Here is a 19,372-nt window from a genome sequence, read left to right as displayed (position 1 = left end):
AACTTGATAGTGTTGTCACCAATCCACTTGAACCCGGTCGCCATGGCAATCGAGCCAGCCTGGCCAACCAGGGCCGAACCAAGGTTGTCGCCGAAGCTGCCACCATTGATGGTCGTCGATACACCGCTCGAGATCACCGCATGAGTCCCGGCACGAATGAACGTGTCCGGGGCATTCGACCATGTCAGGACATTCTTCGATGACGCGTTTGCAGAGCTGACCACCCCGTCCTTTACATTGATCGCTCCACTCTGGGCACCATCCGCCGCGCTGAACCATTTGGCATCGACATACTCAAGCGCCCCCGCTGTGACCATCGCCACCGTGGCACTTTTCAGGCTCTCCTTGCTCAGCGTGTCCTTGAGCACCGCCCCCAAGTCGCCTTTGTTGCTAACCGCACTGTTTACTGCGGTGGTTGCCAGGCTTGCAGCACCTGCAGCTGGAACCGCAGACAACCCTAGCCCCACGGGCCCCATCAATGCCGCCATCAGGATTGCAAGTGCCAACTGGGCTCCGGCACCGAGACCTGAATGGGAGTACTTGAAGGAAGTGTGAATCTCCTCGACCTGGCGCCAATCAACACCGCCTTGGGCCTCGACGTCTTTCAACCAGGCCAGTTTCGGATCAGCCTTGACCATGGCGTCGATGGACTGAGCAACGCTCTGCTGGTTGATCTGTTTAACATCGACCTGGATCTTGCCAACCGCCTGAATGACCAGATCACCCTGTGCAACGATTTCGCTCTGGCGAAGCGTTTCGTCCGTGCGCCCCTTGCCCTTGGCACTGGTCCACGCCAGGCTGTTGCTGCTCTTCTCGTGACTCTCCTGATGCAGGTCCTTGACCGCCTCAAAGGTGATATCACCACCGCTGTCCAGCGTGAGGTCTTCACCACTCTGCAGCTTGGCCGCCTGGTACAGCTGATCACTGCCACTCTTGAGCGTGAGGTCCCCACCCGTCTTGATCTCGCTGCCGATGTGGGTGACCTGCGTCACCTCATCACGCTGGGTCTGGGTTTTGCCCCAACCGCCCTTCTTCTTCATGTCATACAGCGAGTAATCACTGTCTTCAGCCGCCAGCAAGCCAAGTCGATCGCCCGCCACCAGGTAAGCGTCATCTCCCGCGCTGATGCGGCTGGCGATCATGGCCAGGTCTTTACCGGCCACAAGCGTGACGTCCCCACCCGCGTTCAATACCGACGACACCTGGCTGACGTGGTCTTCCTGGCGTTTCGCCGTGCGGGTCTTGCTGGTGGAGTGCTCCTCGTCCGCCGCCGAACCCACCGTGAGGTTCTCCGCCGCCGCAATTTCAAGGTCACGTTTGGCGTCGATCTCGCTGGCAATCGCGGTGAAGTCCCGACCCGCCGTGATCTTCAAGTCACGCCCGGTTTCCACGCTCGCACCGTGCTGCGTGGTGGTTTGTGAACGCAGGAACTTGCCCACATCGATGTTGACGCGCTGCTCCGCCGAGTTGATGTGCACATCCCGCCCAGCCGCAATGCTGGTGTCACGACCACTGCTCAGCTCGCCGCCGACGCTCGCCACGTCACGCCCGGCCTTGAGGCTCAAGTCGTTGGCCGCCTCGACACGCGCAGCACTGTCGATGAAGTCGCGCGTCAGCGACTTGCCGGTGCTGTTGTCGAGGGTGGTTACAGTGCGTTCGTTGATCACGTCACCATCAACGGCGGTCAAGGTCACGTCACGACCCTTAATGATCCCGCTGGATTTGTTGATGATGTTGTTGCCCGCCAACAGGTCAAGGCGGTTACCCGCTTCGATCAGGCCGCTGTTGATGAGGTCGTTGCCAGCCATCGCCGAGAGGTTGTTGGTAGCCCGCAGGGTGCCGGCGTTGAACAGGTTTTCCCCGGTAACCAGGTTCAGGTCCTTACCCGCGATCAATGCGCCGTTCGGCGCCAGACGGTTGTCGGCCTGGGCCAGGTACAGCACCGGCACCAGCACCTTCTCGCCATTCACTTCATGGGTTTCAAGCCAGACGATATCGTGGGTCAGCGCTGCAACCTGCTGCGCAGTCAGGGTCACCCCCACCGCCAGGTTCAGTTGCTGCTTGCTGGCCAGGGCGTTGTCCATCAGGTACTTGAACAACTTTTCGTCGGTGTTCTGGCCGTTGATAAAGCGTTGGCCGGTACGTTCAAGCACTGCCTGCTGAATCAGGCGCTGCTCATACAGGCCATCACCCAGGCGCTTGGCGCTTTCATCCGCGTTGTAGCCAAGCCCGGCCAACAGGTAATCCGAACTCATGAACTGCTTCAGGTCGGTCAGTACCGGGTTGGTCTCGATCAGGTATTTGTGCGGCTGCGACACGAAGCTGCCGGTTGGCAGGCCCTTGACCCGATCGATGGTCTGGCTCGCCACCGGCGTTGACTGTTCGGCAGCGGCAATCGGCTGGGCGACGACCACGCCAGGTCGGGTACCGGCTTGCGCAGGCAGCGGGGCAACTGCAACCGGTGCACTCACAATGGCCGGCGTCAGCACCGGCTGTTGGCTGCCGATGACCTGGACCTCAGGCTCTTGAGTGGTCAGGTGCGCCACAGTCAAATCCGGGCGCGGCACCTGCGCCTGGTTGCCGGTGACTTTCACGTCCCGGCCGCCAACGGTCAGGCTCGGAACGTTCAGCGCCGGCTGGGAAGTACCCGAACCCGAAGGCGCAGTGACCACGATCTGCGCATCGCGCTCGGCCGGCGTCAGGCCGGGTAGCTCAAGGTTCGGTCGTGTAACGTCGACCGTCGGTCGGGAACCGTCTGCAGGGTTTTGCGCGCTGATGCCGTCAACCTGCGCAATGCCAGCCACGACTGCCTGCCCGGATTGCCAGGTGCCTGCGTCCGCATTGCCGAGGCCTGCGACGTTGATGGTGCCAACGCTGGCAGCGATTCCACTGGCCTCACGTGCCGCCACCGATACCTGCCTGGCGCTGGCGGACAACTGCCCGACATCTTCCAATTGGAGGGTGCGGCCCTGGGTTTCAGGCAGGCTCTGTTGGCGCTGTGCCAGGCCGACACTGGCGCCGCCAAGGGCCCAACTTTGCGGGCCGGCGCTGCCCAACGCTGCCTGGCCCGTACTGGCGCCCTGCCCGCTCAGGCGGAACAAGCCGTTCTGCCCGGTGGGCAAGCTGAAGCCCGGCAACGTCACCGGGTTGACTTGGCGCTGTGCCAGGTCTGGGGGCAGCTGTGCCGTGATCACTGGCTTGACGGTGGAGGCAAACACATCGGCGTTGGTGTTGCGATTGTGCGCCGGGGTGTTGATATCCGTGGCGTTCGGACGGATGACACTGTTGTCGATTTTCTGCGTGGCGTTGACCGTTACCGAGCCCGCCGCCTGGATGAGCGCCTGAGCGATGACACTTCCAGACGTCGGCACCACGTAGGTGCTGAAATCGAAGAAAGCGTTTACTGCCAGGACCTGGTCCAGGGTCACGTCCCCTGGACGGTAGTTTGCCGATGCAGGATTGTTGCTATCGTTGAACCGCGCCTGAAGGTCCATGAAGCTGTAGTGCAGATCGCGATTACGGGTATACATGCCCGTCGAAATATGGCGCTCTTCACCACCGGACGCACCGGTGTTGTTCAGCACATCGGTGTTGATGAGGATGTTGCCCGCCGCTGACGCCGAGCTGTAAAGGTTGTCGAAGGTCTTGCTGCCAACTGTCAGGTCACCACCGGCATTCAGGAACGCGCTGGCGGAGCTGCCGGTGATGTAGTCCTCGGACTTTTCAACGGCGTTGAAGTACAGCATGCAGCCTTTGCCCTTGCAGTTGTCGTTGGAGTAGACGTTGACATGGCCCGAGATGATTTTTTTCTCGGTGCTGAATTGATCACGACGGTTACTCAGGCTGTCCGCCAGCAAGCGCATGTTGCCGGCGCTTTCCAGAGTGCCGGAGATGTTCTCGATCAGCGCGCTGCGAGCACCGCTGTCATCACGCGCGATGTCCAGGCCACCCAGGCTGTAGACGTCGCCAAAACGGTTGCTGAAGTCGTTGACCCGCAAGGTCATGTCGTTGCCGCTGAAGACCAGGCCGCGTTCGTTGAGCAGGTGGCCGGCGTTCAGGCGGACCTTCTGTGTGCCACCCAGCGAACCGTAGTTGTTCAGGGTGGTCGCATCGACCGTCAGGTCGCCAACGGAACTCACCCGGCCCCGGTTGTTCAGGGTAGTGCTGCTGATACGGGTGGTTGCGCCACCGCCAATGCGGGCATTTTCACTGAGGTTCAGGCTGGCACTGCTGAGGCTCATGTCGCCCAGGCTGGTGAGCCGGCCGCTGCCGCTGTAGCTACCCGCCAGTTGCACCGCCATACCGGCATCGCTGGCAAGCAAGCCATCGTTGCTCCAGTTGACCCCGTTACCGACAAAGCTTTCAGCCCCCAGCAACTGCCCGCTTGCGGTCTGATTCAGGGTGTTGACGTTCACGGTCAGGCGCCCGGCCTGGATCACGCTGCTGTTGGTCCAGCTGTCTGCGGCCAGGGTCAAGCCGCCACGGGTCACCACGGCACCGCCCACGTTGGTGAGGTTCGCAGTGGCGATGTCAAAGGCCCCGGTACCACTGTGCAGCAGGCTGCCGCCCTGGTTCTGGAATGCAGCGGAGTTCAGGGTCAGGTCGTTGTTGCGCACCTCCAGGCGACCGGCGTTGTTGTTGAACAGGCCACCGATCTGGAAGTCGCTTTTGCCGCTGTTGCCCAGGGCACGTAATTGGCCGTTCTGGTTGACGATGCTGTTGGCGTGCACGTTCAGGGTGGTGTCGCTTTCGATGATCCCCGCGTGGTTGCCGAGCTGCCCACCCAGCCCCAGTTCAATTCGATTCGCCGCTATCTGGCCGTAGCTGTTATCCAGCCCGCCACCCGTCACCCGCACCAGGCCTTTGGCATACAGGCCGCCATAAGCGTTGGCGAGGGCATTGGCGCTGACCACTGCGTCGCCGGTCTGGGCGGCGATACGCCCGTACTGGTTGTCGATGCTGTTGGCGATCAGGCTCACGCGCTGGCCTTGCATCACACCACCCTTGCTGCCCTGGCCATGGCCATTGAGCAGTTGGGCACCCACGTTGGCATCCAGCAGGCCCTTGAGGCTGACCAGCGTGCCGCCCTGGTTGTTCAGGCTATTGGCCTTGGCGGTCAGGTCGCCGGTCTGCGCCAGCAGTGTGCCGCCCTCGTTGTCGAGGTTGCCGCCAACGTCCAGGCCCAGGCCGCTCTGGCCTTGAACCACACCTGCACGGTTGCTCAGGCCGACGGCCTTGACCTGCACGTCGGCCCCTTGGCTGTAGATCAAACCATCGGCATCGTTTTGCAGGATGCCCGTGCTGTTGATCGCCACGCGGTCCTTGCCGGCGATGGTGCTGCGCTGGCTGTTGTTGATCCCGCCGGCAAACAGGGTCAGCAGGCCCTGGCTGGCGATCTGGCCGCCCTGGTTGTTGACCTGCATGGCGCGCTGCAGCAGCAGCGGGCCGGCGCTGGCCAGCTTGCCATTGCGGTTGTCGAGGGTGCCCAGCAGGCTCAGGGTCAACCGGCCATTGCTGACCAGCGTGCCGTCAGCATTGTTGAGGTCGGTGGCGGTGACCGCCAGGGCGCTCTGCGCATTGAGCGCCCCGGCCTTGTTGTCCAGGGTTGCAGCCTGTACGTCGAGGCCCGCGCCGCTGTCGATCAAGCCGCCGTCAGCGTTGTTCAACACCCCGCTGACAGCCAGGCTCTGCGCCGCGCCACTGGAAAGAATCCCGCCGCGGTTATCGAGGCTGGCAGCGGTGACGCCCAGTCGGTCTTTACTGACCAGCGCACCGGCTCCGCCATTGAGCAGCGCGCCGGAAAGCTGAACATCAAGCGTGCCGCTGCGGCTGGACAAAGTACCGCTGTTGCGGTTGTCGAGGCTGCCACCCGTGACGTTCAAGCCCTGCCAACCGGAGAGCAGACCGTTCTGGTTGATCAGGTTGGCCGCGTTCACGGTCAATACCTGGCTGCTGATCAGCTTGCCGCCGCTGTTGTCCAGGGTGGCGGTGGTCATGGACAGATTGTGCTGGCTGGAAAGTTCGCCATTCTGGTTGTTGAACGTACGCAAACCCTTGAGGGTCAGCGGGCCTTTGGCGAGGATCAGGCCATTGCGGTTGTCCAGCTCGCCGTCGTGCATGTCCAACGTGACCTGTTGCTCACCCACTACGCGACCGCCTGCCAGCGACAGCGCGTCCAGTTTCAGCGCCATGGCGCCTTTGGCGGACACTTCACCGCCGTTGCCCGTGCTGAGGCTGGCGGCGTTCAGGGAGAGGTCGCCCTGGCTGTTGATCAAGCCGGCGGCGCTGTTGTTCAGCGCCATGGCGCTGAGGCTGATGGCGCCAGTGCCAATCAGGGTGCCGTTCTGGTTGTTCAGGTCGGCGCTGCGAAGCGTCAGCAACTGGGTCGCACTGATCAACCCCTGGTCCTGGTTGTTGAGCAGGCCATCACTGGTCAGTTGCAAGTCGCTCCGGCTGGTCAGGGTGCCGCCGCGGTTGTCTAGCGACCCCGCGCGGGCATCAAGGCTGGCCGCGCCGATCAAACCTTTGAGGTTGGCCAGGGCCTGGTCGATGCGCAGGGTCAGGCCCTGATTGCTCAGCAGCTTGCCGTGGCTGTTGTCCAGGCGTTGCGCTGTCAGGGTGAACGCCTGGGCGCTGGATATCTCGCCGTTCTGGTTGTTGACGGTGTTGAGGCTATTGAGCTGCAACTGGCCGGCGGCGCTGATCAGGCCGTCCTGGTTGTTCAAGTGCCCGTTGTTCAGGTTGAGGGTCAGGGCACTGTTGCTGAAGAGCTTGCCGCCCTGCTGATCGAGGCCGGTAACGCTGGCGCTCAGCGCCTTGGCGCTGCCGATGCTGCCGCCGTTGCTGACCTGCCCGGCGGTCAGCTCCAGGGTGTCGCCACTGTTGAGGCGACCGCTGTGGTTGTTCAGTGCGCCGGTGCTGAGCACAACGGCGCCCTTGCCGCTGATGGTGCCTTGCTGGTTGCCAAGGCTGGCACTGCGCAGCAGCACGCCAGCGTCGCTGACCAGTTCACCACTGTGGTTGTTCAAGGTGCCGCTCACGGCGACACTCAAACCATGAGCGCTGGACAAGCTGCCCTGGGTGTTGTTGAGCGAGCGCGCCTTGACGTCGAGGCTACCTTCGCTGCTGAGCAGCCCCTGGCTGTTGTCCAGGTCACCGACCAGATCAATTGCCAATGGCATCTGGCTGAAGACTTTCCCGCCGGTGTTATCCAGCCCCGCCCCCTGCAGCACCAGGCGCTGGCCGTTGAGTTGGCCACCGTTGCGGTTGAGCACCTGATCGACCAACAGGTGCAGGCCCTGCGCCGCAAACACCTGACCGCTGTCGCTGTTGTCCAGACGCTGGCCCGTGAGGGTGACGTCGGCATTGCTGGTCAGTTCGCCAGCGCGGTTGTCGATGGTTGCGATGTCGAGTTTCAGCGCTTTTGTGGCGCCTACCAGGCCCCCACGGTTGTCCAGGCTGGCGCCCCCGGCGTGCAACGTGTCGGTGCTGATCAACTTGCCTTTCTGGTTATCGATGCGCCGCGCATTGACGGTCAAGTCAGCCTTGCCGGCGATCTCGCCGCTACGGTTATCCAGGTTGGCGCTGGTCAGCAGCAGGCTGCCGTCACCGGCCAGGACGCCGCGCTGGTTGTCGATCAGGTCGCTGGCGCCGACATCCAGGCTGCCACGACTGCTGAGCAGGCCCTCAGTGTTGTTCAGGCTGGCACTACGGCTAGTGAGGCTGGCGGCGCTGATACGGCCTTTGACGTTGGCCAGGGCCTGGTCAATGCGCAGGGTCAGGGCCTGGTTGCTGATCAGCTTGCCGCTGCTGTTATCGAGGCTGCGAGCGGCCAGGGTGAAGGCATTCTGGCTGGATATTTCGCCACTGTGGTTGGTGACCTTGCCAAGGTTTTTCAGCACCAGGAGCGGTGCGTTGATCAAGCCGGCGTTGCTCAAGTCGCCCTGGTTCAGGTCGAGGTTCAACTGCGTATTGCTGAACAGCTCGCCGCCCTGCTGGTTGAGGCCGGTGAGGTTGGCGGTCAACGTTGCCGCGCTGGAGATACGCCCGCCGTTGCTGACCTGGGTGGCGGTGAGGTCGAGGCTGTCGGCACTGACCAACTGGCCACCCAGCGTGTTGTTGAACAGGCCGGTAGTGAGCGTTGCGCCACCCTGGCTTTTGAGCAGGCCCTGCTGGCTGTTGTCGAGGCTGGCGCTGGTCAGGTTGAGGGTGTTTGCGGTTTCAACCAGGCCGCCCAGGTTGAGCAGTTCTGCGCTGCTGGTGATGTCCAGTTGGCCGGCGCTGGAAACTCTCCCTGCACTGTTGTCGATACGCTGGCCGACCAGCTTCAAGGTGCCTTCGCTGCTGATCTTGCCGTGGCGGTTGTCCAGCCCTTGTGACAATTGCAGGGCCAGTGAGTGCTGGCCGGCGAAGGTGCCTTGGGCATTGTTCAGCGTGGTACCGGTGAAGCGGACATTCTGGGCGAACACCAGGCCCTTGGCCTGGTTGATCACATTGGCCACGGCCACTTGCAAGGCAACCCCGGCGAGCAGCTTGCCGCCGCTGTTGTCCAAGCGCTGGCCGTTGAGCTCGGCGTCTGCCTGGCTGGAGATTTCGCCGAGACGGTTGTCGACATCGTCAACCTTGAGTTTCAGCGCTTTTGTGGCCCCTACCCGACCGCCATCACGGTTGTCGAGGGTGCCGCCAGCCAGGGTCAGATCACCTTGGGCAACCAGTTCGCCGCCTTGCTGGTTCAAGGCACCGATGGTGGCGTTCAGGTCAGCCTGGCTGGCGATACGGCCCTTGGCGTTATTGACGCCATCGAGTGTCAGGCGCAGCGGCCCGGCAGCGCTGATCAAGCCGCCCTGGTTGTGCACCTGTTGCCCAGCAATCTCCAACCCCTGCTTGCTGCTGAGCAAACCCTGACGGTTGTCCAACTGGCCAAGGCGCAGGTTTACATTCTGATTGGCGCGGATCACACCGCTGCGGTTGTCCAGGCTGTCACCGCGCACGGTCAACAGGTTTTGCCCGGACAAACGCCCCTCGCGGTTGTCCAGCGTCGCCGCCTGGATGTCCATGACGCCTTTGCCCAAGACACTGCCCTTGGCCTGGTTATCCAGTAGGCCCGCGACCTTTACGGTCACGTCGCCATCGCTTACCAGGCTGCCAGCCTGGCTGTTGTCCAGGCTGGCCGATGTCACCTGCAAGCGCTGGCCGGCACCCAGGGTACCGCCCTGGTTGGCCAGTGCTCCCTGGGTAGTCAGGTCGAGGCTGATGTCAGCCATGACCTGGCCGTTGCGGTTGTTCAGGGTCATGGCATTGACCACGCTGGCGCCAGCGCTGGAAACGTTGCCATCCGCGTTGAGCAGCTCCCCGATCAGGCTCAGCGACAAGTCTTTCGAACTGCTGAATATCCCCGCGCTGTTGTCCAGGCTTGCAGCTTGAACGCCAAGCCCGGCGGCCGAAATCTTGCCTTTGATGTTGAGCAGCGCCTGATCGATCTTGAGGGTCAGTACCTGCCCACTCAGCAACTTGCCGCCGCTGTTGTCCAGGCTTTGCGCGTTCAGGGCAAAAGCTTGCTTGCTGGAAATCTCGCCGCCCTGGTTGAGCACGCTCGATAGGTTCTCGAACACCAGCGGGCCAGGTGCGTTGATCAGGCCAGCGGTGTTGTTCAGATGGCCCTTGTTCATGTTCAAGGTCAGCGCGCTAGTGCTGTACAACTCACCGCCACCGCGTTGGTCGAGGCCCGTGACACTGGCGCTGAGGAGTTGGTTGCTGGCGATGCGGCCAGCGTCCCGGTTGTCCACCTGCCCCGCCACCAGCTTCAGGCTGGCGGCACTGGTGAGCCGACCACCTTGCTGGTTGTTCAGGGTGCCAGTGGTGACCTGCACGGCACCGTCGCCGATGATTTCCCCGCCGTGGTTGTCGACGCTGGCACTGCTCAAGGTCAAGCCAGCATTGCTGCGCAGTGCGCCTCGCTGGTTGTCCAGGTGACCGCTCAAGGCCATGGACAGACTGCCTTTGGCGAACACACTGCCCTGGCCACTGTTGTCCACAAGCGCCGCGCTCAGGTTGATCGCTTGCTGCCCACTGATGATGCCTTTGAGCCGGTTGTTCAGGCGCTCCAGGGTCAACTGCATATCGCCGTTGGCCAGCAAGCGGCCCCCTTGGCTGTTGTCGAGCTGACTCCCGCCGAGGCTCAGGTCGGTGACGCTGGAAACCTCCCCGGCACGGTTGTCCAGCGTGTCCACTGCCAGGGTCATGACCTTGCCCGAATTGAGCAGGCCGCCGGCACGGTTATCCAATGCCGTACCCTTGACCTGCAACTGCCCCACCGCCACAACACTGCCACCACGGTTGTCGAATTGGCCAATGGTCAGGTTCAGGTCGCTCTTGCCGCTGATACGCCCCTTGGCCTGGTTGTCCAGGCTGGCAGCCGTCAAGTGCAACTGGGCGCTGGCAGCAAACAGCCCGGCCTGGTTGAGCAACTGGCCGCTGATCAACGCGTTCAAGGTGCCGTCGCTGGTCAGCTTGCCCTGGGTGTTATCGAGGCTGGCCGCGTTCAGGTCCAAGGCCTGGCCGGTGACCAGACGCCCAGTGCGGTTGGTCACTGCGTCCAGGTAATTGAGGGTGAGCGATTTGTCGCCCTGGATCAGGCCATGGCTGTTATCCAGCGACGCCCCGGAAAGGCTGACGTTGGCACCAAGGATTTCACCCTGGTGGTTGTCCAGCGACGTAGTGACGTGTGCCGCAAGGCCGTCTCTAATCTTCAGGGAGCCCTCGGTATTCACCAGGCCATCGGCCCGCAAATCCAGCCCGGTAGCGGAGACCAGGCCCTTGGTATTGTTCAGCGCCTTGGCAATGCGCACCACCAAGCCTTGCTCACTGAGCAGGCTGCCGCCGCGGTTATCCAGGCTTTGGGCTGCAAACGTCAGCGCCTGGGTGCTGGAGATTTCCCCGCCCTGGTTGTCCACACTGGCGAGGTTGCTCAGCAGCAGCGCACCGGGGGCATGGATCACGCCCCCTTGGTTGTTCAGGTGGCCATGGTTCAGGTCCAGGCTCACACCCGCCTGGCTGTAAAGGCGACCGTCAGCTTGTTGGTCAAGGCCGGTAACGGATGCATCAAGCTGCTGCCGGCTGGTAAGCCGTCCACCGGTGCTGTTGTTCACCTCGCCCGCAACCAGACGCAGCGTACCGTCACTGTTGACGCTGCCTTGCGCATTGTTCACGTTGCCAGTTACAGCCAGTTGCAGATGCGTCTTGGCGTAGAGGCTGCCCTTGCTGCTGTTGTCGACACTGCTTGCGCTCAGGTACAGGTTGCCGCCCGCTGCAAACAATCCCGTCTGGTTGAGCAATTGCCCAGCAATGCGCGCGGTCAGTTGCCCATCACTGGTCAGCTTGCCAGTGCTGTTGTCCAGGTTGCCGGCAGCCAAATCCATCGACTGGCCAGCAAACAGCGTGCCCTGGCGGTTATCCAGGGCAGCCAGGCTGTTGACGCTCGTTGTCGTGTCGCCTTGCAGCAAGCCCAGGCGATTGTCCAGGGAGCCGACAGTGACCGAAGCACTGCGCGCAAGGATCTTGCCCGTGCGGTTATCCAGCGCACCGTCGACCTGCACTGCCAAGCCTTCGCTGGCAGTGAGTTGCCCCCCCTGATTGCTCACGCTATCGGCATGCAGGTCCAGGGATTTCGCAGACACCAGCCCCTTGGTGTTGTCCAGCGCCTGGGCAATCTTCAGGATCAGGGCGTGCTCGCTCAAGACCTTGCCACGTGTGTTGTCCAAACTGTCTGCAAGCAGGCTGAAGCCGGTGGCGCTGGAAATTTCCCCGCTGCGGTTATCGACGCTATTGAGGTTGCGCAGCAGCAACTGGCCCGGCGCGTTGATCAACCCACCCTGGTTGTTCAGGTGGCCACGGTTGAGGTCCAGGCTCAGGTCGCCCTGGCTGTAGAGACGACCATCATTGCGCTGATCCAGGCCGGCAACGTTGGCACTGAGGGCCTTGGCGTTGATACGCCCGCCATTGCTGTTATCCAGCAAGCCGGCACGCACATGCAGGGTATCGTCGGCCCGTAGCTGACCGCCCTGGTTGTTCAGGTCGGCACTGCTCAGTTGCAGGTTCGAGCCCGCACTCAGCAGCCCACTCTGGTTGAGCAGGTGCCCGGCAATAGTGGCCGTCAGCGCTGCGTTGCTGGTCAGTTTGCCGAAGCTGTTGTCGAGGCTGGCCGCACTTAGCTCAAGGGACTGGACACTGGCCAGGGTGCCATTTCGGTTGCTCAGCGCGCCGCTGTCGATCTTCAACAGGTCGTCGCCCTGCACCCGCCCTTGGGTGTTGTCCAGCGTACCCGCCGTGAGCTGCACTGCACGGCCCAGTATTTCGCCGCGATGGTTGACCAGCGTTGCACCGACGCCCAGGGCCAGGTTGTTCAGCGCCAGCAAATGACCGTCACTGTTGTCGAGGCTGCCAGCGCTTACCTGCAACGATGAGGCACTCACCCGACCGGAGGCATTGTTGATGGCCTGGGCGATGGCCAGGGTCAATGAGCGCTCGCTCAAGACCTTGCCATTGCGGTTGTCCAGGCTGTCGGCTTGCAGGGTGAAACCCGTAGTACTGGAGATTTCCCCACTACGGTTGTCGACGCTGTGCAAGTTGCTCAGCAGCAACTGACCCGGCGTATTGATCACGCCACCCTGGTTGTCGAGATGACCACGATTGAGGTCCAGGCTCAGGTCGCCCTGGCTTGAGAGACGACCATCGTTGCGCTGATCCAGACCGGCGACGTTGGCACTGAGGGCCTTGCCGTTGATGCGCCCGCCATTGCTGTTATCGAGCAAGCCGGCACGCACCTGCAGGGTACCGCCAGCGCTTAGCTGGCCGCCCTGGTTGTTCAGGTCGGCACTGCTCAATTGCAGGTGCGAGCCTGCGCTGAACAGCCCGCCCTGGTTGAGCAGGTGCCCGCCAATCGTGGCTGTCAGTGCGGCGTTGCTAGCCAGTTTACCGAGGCTGTTGTCGAGGCTGGATGCGTTCAACTCCAGGGCCTGGAGACTGCTCAGGGTGCCATTGCGGTTGCTCAGGTGGCCGCTGTCGACCTTCAATAAATTGTCACCCTGCACGCGCCCGCTGGCGTTATCCAGCGAGCCTGTGGTGAGCCGCACCTCACGCCCCAGGATCGCCCCGCTGTGGTTGACCAGTGCGGCGTCAACGCCCAGGGTCAAGCCCTCCACTGCCACCCATTGGCCGCCGCTATTGTCGACGCTGCCGGCGTCGACCTGCAGCGATGAGGCATTCACCCGGCCGGCGGCGTTGTTGATTGCCCGGGCGATGGCCAGCGTCAATGACTGCTCGCTCAAGAGCTTGCCGTTGCGGTTATCCAGGCTGTCGGCTTGCAGGCTGAAACCCGTGCTGCTGGAAATTTCCGCACTGCGGTTATCAACGCTGTTGAGGTTGCTGAACAACAACTGACCCGGCGCGTTGATCACCCCACCCTGGTTGTCGAGATGCCCACGATTGAGGTCCAGGCTCAAGTTGCCCTGGCTGGACAAGCGACCGCCACTGTTGATCAGGTTGGCAACACTGATCTGCAGGCCCTTGGCGCTGATCAGCCCGGCGCCATTGTTCAGGGTCTCGGCGATCCGCAGGGCCAACCCCTGGTCACTGAGCAACTTGCCCGCACTGTTGTCGAAAGTCCGTGCCGCGACCGCAAAGGCCCGCGCACTGGACATTTCGCCCTGTCGGTTATCCACACTGTTGAGGTTGCTGAAGGTCAATTGCCCCGTGGCATTGATCAACCCGTTGCGGTTGTCCAGATGGCCCTGATTGAGGTCCAGGCTCAAGTCGGTATTGCTGTAGAGGCGCCCGCCGTCATGCTGGTCGAGGCTGGCCACATTGGCCTTCAGGCCCTGGGCACTGGCGATCAGCCCAGCGCCACTGTTGTTGACCGCGCCAGCCTTCAGTTCCAGGCTCTGGCTGCTGCTGAGCACACCGCCCTGCTGGTTGTCCAAGGTGCCGACCTTGACCCGCGCGCCAGCGGAAGATTCGATCCGCCCCTGTTGCTGGTTGGCCAACGTGCCACTCAATTCGAGCCCGAGCGTGCCTTGGCTGGTCAGCAAGCCTTTCTGGCTGTTGTCCAGTGAGCCTGCCTTCAATTGCACGGTGTGCTGTGCAGCGATCCTTCCCCCCTGGTTGGTGACGGCCCCGCTCGCTAGCAGGTTCAAGGCTTGCCCGGCGGAGACCAGGCCCGCGACGTTGTCCAGCGTTGCCACCTGCAAGGTGGCCTGGCCAAGGCTCGACAATTCGCCGTTGCGGTTGATCAACTGGCCAACCGTTGCCGTCAATTGCCCGCTGCTGGTGATCAAGCCGCCCTGGCTGTTGAGCAACTGGTCGGCGTTCACATCGAGGTTGCCAGTGCTCAGCACCCGCCCCTGGTTCTGGTTATCCAGGTGCGTGGCATTCACCTGTACCTGGCGCTGGCCGCTCAAGGTGCCGCCCTGGTTCGTCAGTTGTGTGCTGGTGATCGTCAAATCGCGGCTGGCGATGACGGTCTTGCCACTGTTGTCGATGGCCTGCGCCGACAAGCGCACATCGCCATTGGCGTTGCGGCTTTTGTCGGCATTGACGCCTGCTTCGATGATCCCGCTGTTGCTCAGTTGGCCGCCACTGTCCAGGGCAATGCTGTCCCGGGCTGCGAGGGTTTGTCGATTGGACAGTGCGCCTTGCGTCTTGACCGCCAGCTCGGTGCCGGCATACACGGCGCTCTGCGCGTCGAGGCTGGCGGCCTTGATGGTTATCGCGCTCCCTGCGGAGGCTTGGCCCAGGCTGACATTGCCGCTGGCATCGATCTGGATATCACCGCCGGCCAGCATGTCCCCGGCCAGCCTCACGCCGACGCCGGCCTCGGTACCGACCAGCTTGATCGCCCCCACGTACATGCCGCCCAAGGCCGACGAGTCGATGGCCAGCTCCGGTGCCTGGCTGCCATCCGCCGCTCGCGCCGTAGCGCTCAAGGTACGCGCATCCACATCGTTGCGACCGGCAATCACCGTGAGGTTTTTCGCCTGGATCTGCGCATTGATTTTTGTCGCGCGGGTGATGATCTCGAACTGGTCGACATTGCTGGCGTTCAAACCGGCACCGTCGATGGCAACGCTGCCCTGATCGACCTGGTAACGGTTGATCTGGCCATTCTCGATCACCGCCTTGCCGGTGCTCAGGGTCACTTTCGGGGTGTTGATGAACCCGCAGCCATTGCAACTGATGCCATAGGGGTTGGCGACGATCACATGGGCCGACTGCCCTGCCACCTCGGTATAGCCACGCAGCTGGCTGGGGCTACCACCGTTGACTTCGTTGAGGATGATGTTGGCCGCCTGGCCATGCAGGTTGGGGTTGCCGACGATGATCCCGCCCAGCTGGGTGTCCTGGGTCCGCGCCGTGGCGTTGTTGAGGATCAGGCCTTGTGCCGCGACGTTGTAGTCCTTGAACTGGTTATGCGACAAACCGTTGGCATTGGGCGCGGCAATGTTGACGATTGGCACGCCATTGCCCGCCTGGCCAAGGCTGGTGCCCGGCGCGCTGACCACGATGCTGTCGGCCTGGGCCCACAGCGGCTGCCAGAACATGGCATTGGCCAGGATCAGCGCCAACCCGCGCTTGGGCATTCCCCAAAAGCGCTCACGCAGCAGCAGGGCTGCCGAAGGTTGTCGGGCTAGAAAGGCGAACTGACGAACATCCATGTCGAAGTCTCATTGCAGCGGTGGCAATTTAAAGAAGGAATTCCATGCGCAAATAAATCGGGCTTTCACCCCTGGCAATTGCGTCGGGCCGTTCCAGGGAATGGGCAAACGTCACGCTGGCGTTGACGTGCTTGCCCCGGGCGAACAACTCCAGGGAGTTGCTGGAGACGCGGCCGTGCTGGTCAAGGTTGTAGCGATCGCCACGAATCACGCCCTGGTCATAGCCGACGCTGGCGCCGTACTCGGCCAGCACCGGTTGCAACCAAGGCAGGGTTACCGGGCGACTCCAGCGCAGGTCATTGCGCCAGTAGCCACCACTGTCACCGGCCAGCGACTGGTCCTTGTAGCCACGCACCGATGACAGGCCACCCAGGCTCAGGCGCTGCGGGCTGAACAATGGGTCTTCGCTGCGCTGGCCGGTCATCAGGCTGCTGAACGTCAGCGATTCACCCCACAACGTGAACGGCTGCAGGTAACTCAGGGTGGCCGTGTATTTTCGGTATCCGGCGTCGGGCTGGCCGGGCTTCACATCGTGACTGCCTTGCGCATCGAAGGCTCCGATTCCGTTCTGCATGCCCAGGTCAAGGTTGACGAATGCACTGCCAATACGGCGCCCGTGGTTGATGCCGAACTGCGATTCGCTCAAGCGGTTACTGCTCAGGGCCAGCTTGCTGTCTTCGATGTAGTTGTTGGTCCGCAGGTAAGCCAGGCCGGTGCTCAAGGAGGTCTTGCTCACCGCATCACGATGGACCACCCGCTCGATACGCAGTTGGTGGTTTTGCGTATCACCGCTCTGCTTGAAGTTGAAACCGTTGGCCTGGGCCTGGGAGCGGTACTCGCTCTGGCTGTAGTGGTAGCTGAGGTTCCACCAGCCCCAGGGCAGGTTGTAATAGAGCATCTCGTTGTGGGAGGTGCGTTGATGGTCACTGAGCGCATCACGGCCGCTGCGCAGCATCAGTTGATCGGCCAGGCCCAGCGGGTTGTCCCACTCCAGGTTGGCGCCCCACTGCTGTTCACCGGTGGACTTCTGCCCTTCGTTGTTGCGCAAAAGGCTCGCCCGCCAGGGCTTTTGCGGATCATTCTTGACCAGCACAGTGCTGCCACCGACAGCGCTACCAGGGGTCAACGCCATCTGCGCCCGGTTGGAAGGCAAGCGGTTGAGCTGGTCGACCATCTGCTCGATGTCTCGCAGGTTGAGCGTCTCACCGACGCTACCGGGAAAGGTCATGGCCAACTCGCGCTGGGTTACGCCGCTGTCGGCGTCACCACTGAGGCCTTCCAGACGGCCTTCCACCACCTGTATCTCCAGGTGCCGGCTAGACAAGTCCTGCTGGGGCAAATAGGCGCGACTGGTGACCAGGCCCCGGCCCAGGTAGTTGTCCGTGATGACTTTGAGCACGCCATTGAGCTGCTGTACACCCAGGCATTGGCCTACATACGGGCGGGACAGGCGCTCGCGCTCAGCCGAAGTGAGGCTGTCCGCGCCCTTCATCTCAATGCTGTCGATCTGAAAGCAGCGGGTATCGTCTGCTGCCGGGGGCACGACCGGGGCCGCTTGCGCGCCGGGAAGGTTGCGCAGTTCGTCCAGGCGTTTGCGCTGCTCTTCCAGGAGCAGGTCCTGGCGGTCCCGGATCAGGTTCTGAGAAGCAGGGTTATCAAAGGGGGCAGCACAGACGTCGTTTTGAACAGTGATACCGAGCAGCAGCGCACAGTAAAACAAACCACTGCGTGGCAATGTAAAACGCATGTTTCAGTCGTCTGAAAAAAATTGATGGCAAACTAACATCACTCAAATGGCTTGCCAACGCGCCGCATTCTCTTGAAACATCAATTCAATGTAGTTGGGAACGTTTGTAATTCATGACTCCGCCAGCCGACTAAGAGCCGACCGTCCAGCGCCAAAAAAACTTTCGTCGCCACACATGCCCCGCAACCCGGGAAACGTTGATTTTTTTCAACAACCTGCAAAACATGACTTTCGTCAAAAACCGGTAAAACCCTCACAAAACTAGCTATTTACCTGTCATCACATCGCCATCACCGCGAAACACTCTGTAAGAATTTAATTGACACCCCTCCCCCACATCGTTTTCTATTCCCCCCCGCGGCACCCCCTAAAAAAAACAATGTTCAACACACACGGGCAAGCACCATCCTTATGCCAGTCTCTACGCGTGCACCTCACCAGCAGAACAAAGGACCCGTTCTCGTCGCTTCACTCCACCAGCCCAATCGCGCCCTCGTCATCCAGGAGCGCGGCCAGCATGCCCAGTAACGACACCGCTGCACCCCAATTTCGCAAAACCCTGAAACTCTGGCACGTGGTGATCATCGGCCTGGCCTATATCGCGCCCATGACCGTGTTCGACACCTTCGGCATCGTCTCCGGCATCACCAGTGGCCACGTCCCCAGCGCCTATGTGCTCGCCCTGCTCGGCATCCTGTTCACCGCCGTGAGCTACGGCGTGCTGGTGCGCCGCTTCCCGGAGTCCGGCTCGGCCTACACCTACACCCGCCGCGCGATCAACCCGCATGTCGGCTTCCTGGTCGGCTGGTCGTCACTGCTCGACTACCTGCTGCTGCCGATGGTCAACGCCCTGCTGGCCAAGCTCTATCTGTCCGTGCTGTTCCCCGAAGTGCCCGCCTGGGCCTGGGTGGTCGGCTTCGTGACGATCATGAGCCTGATCAACATGCGCAGCATCAACCTGGTCGCCAACTTCAACACCCTGTTCGTGGGCATCCAGGCCCTGATCATCGGCGTGTTCATCTACCTCACGGTGCGTGGCCTGCACAGCGGCGAAGGCCTGGGCACCACATGGAGCCTGCTGCCGTTCGCCAACGAAGACACCCACTTCAACGCCCTGGTCGCCGGCGCAACCATCCTGTGCTTCTCGTTCCTGGGCTTCGATGCCGTGACCACGCTGTCGGAAGAGACCGAGAACGCCGAAAAGGTGATCCCGCGGGCAATCTTCCTGATCGCGCTGATCGCCGGCCTGGTGTTCATCGTGGTGTCGTATTTCGTGCAGTCGTACTTCCCGAACATGGACCGCTTCCAGGACCACGAAGCCGCCCTGCCGGAAATCGCCCTGTACGTCGGCGGCAAGCTGTTCCAGTCGATCTTCATCTGCTGCACATTCATCAATACCCTGGCCTCGGGCCTGGCCTCGCAAGCCAGCGTGTCGCGCCTGCTGTACGTGATGGGCCGCGACCGGGTGATCTCGCCACGGGTGTTTGGCCACTTGCATGCCAAATGGAAAACCCCGGTGCTGAACATCGGCATCGTCGGGCTGATCTCGCTGTCGGCGATCTTCTTCGACCTGGTCACCGCCACCTCGGTGATCAACTTCGGCGCGCTGGTGGCGTTCAGCTTCGTCAACCTGTCGGTAATCGTGCACTGCTACCTGCGCGAAGGGCGCAGCAAGACCCTGGCCGACAAGCTCAAGTACCTGGTCACCCCCACCATCGGCTTCTGCATCATCGCCGTGCTGTGGCTGGACCTGGATGAACACTCGCTGCTGTTCGGCGGCGTGTGGGCCGTGATCGGCGTCTTGTACCTGGCGTACCTGACCAAGGCCTTCAAGGTCGCCCCGCCCAGTTTCATTGCCGAGTAACGCGTAACGCCAAGGCCCGTCGACTTCGATGGGCCTTTTGTTTTTCAACACCCT

Annotated in this window: 3 protein-coding genes; 1 reads left to right on the top strand and 2 read right to left on the bottom strand. The window is 62.1% G+C overall.

What is annotated here, in order from left to right; all coding sequences use genetic code 11:
* Together M5G11_RS18270 and M5G11_RS18265 are read right to left on the bottom strand one after the other, a co-directional pair.
* The coding region (locus M5G11_RS18270; protein ID WP_273925333.1) for a two-partner secretion domain-containing protein at window positions 1-15,707 on the bottom strand (15,707 nt) is incomplete at its 3' end.
* 28 nt (window positions 15,708-15,735) lie between these two features.
* On the bottom strand, window positions 15,736-17,454 hold the full coding sequence (locus tag M5G11_RS18265) for a ShlB/FhaC/HecB family hemolysin secretion/activation protein (RefSeq protein ID WP_273912073.1): 1,719 nt from the start codon (window positions 17,452-17,454) through the stop codon (window positions 15,736-15,738).
* Window positions 17,455-17,971: 517 nt separating this feature from the next.
* On the opposite strand from M5G11_RS18265, the gene M5G11_RS18260 reads away from it, so the two are divergent.
* Window positions 17,972-19,318, top strand: a complete 1,347-nt coding sequence (locus tag M5G11_RS18260) for an APC family permease (protein WP_273912074.1) — start codon at window positions 17,972-17,974, stop codon at window positions 19,316-19,318.
* The last annotated feature ends 54 nt before the right edge of the window (window positions 19,319-19,372 follow it).

The organism is Pseudomonas fontis, assembly GCF_028656955.1.
Lineage (GTDB): Bacteria > Pseudomonadota > Gammaproteobacteria > Pseudomonadales > Pseudomonadaceae > Aquipseudomonas > Aquipseudomonas fontis.
This window is presented reverse-complemented; position numbering and strand designations above follow the sequence as displayed.

What these genes read in the sequence shown, in the direction of transcription:
- M5G11_RS18265 (WP_273912073.1), bottom strand. Translation starts at nt 17,454, where the DNA reads ATGCGTTTTACATTGCCACGCAGTGGTTTGTTTTACTGTGCGCTGCTG.
- M5G11_RS18260 (WP_273912074.1), top strand. Translation starts at nt 17,972, where the DNA reads ATGCCCAGTAACGACACCGCTGCACCCCAATTTCGCAAAACCCTGAAA.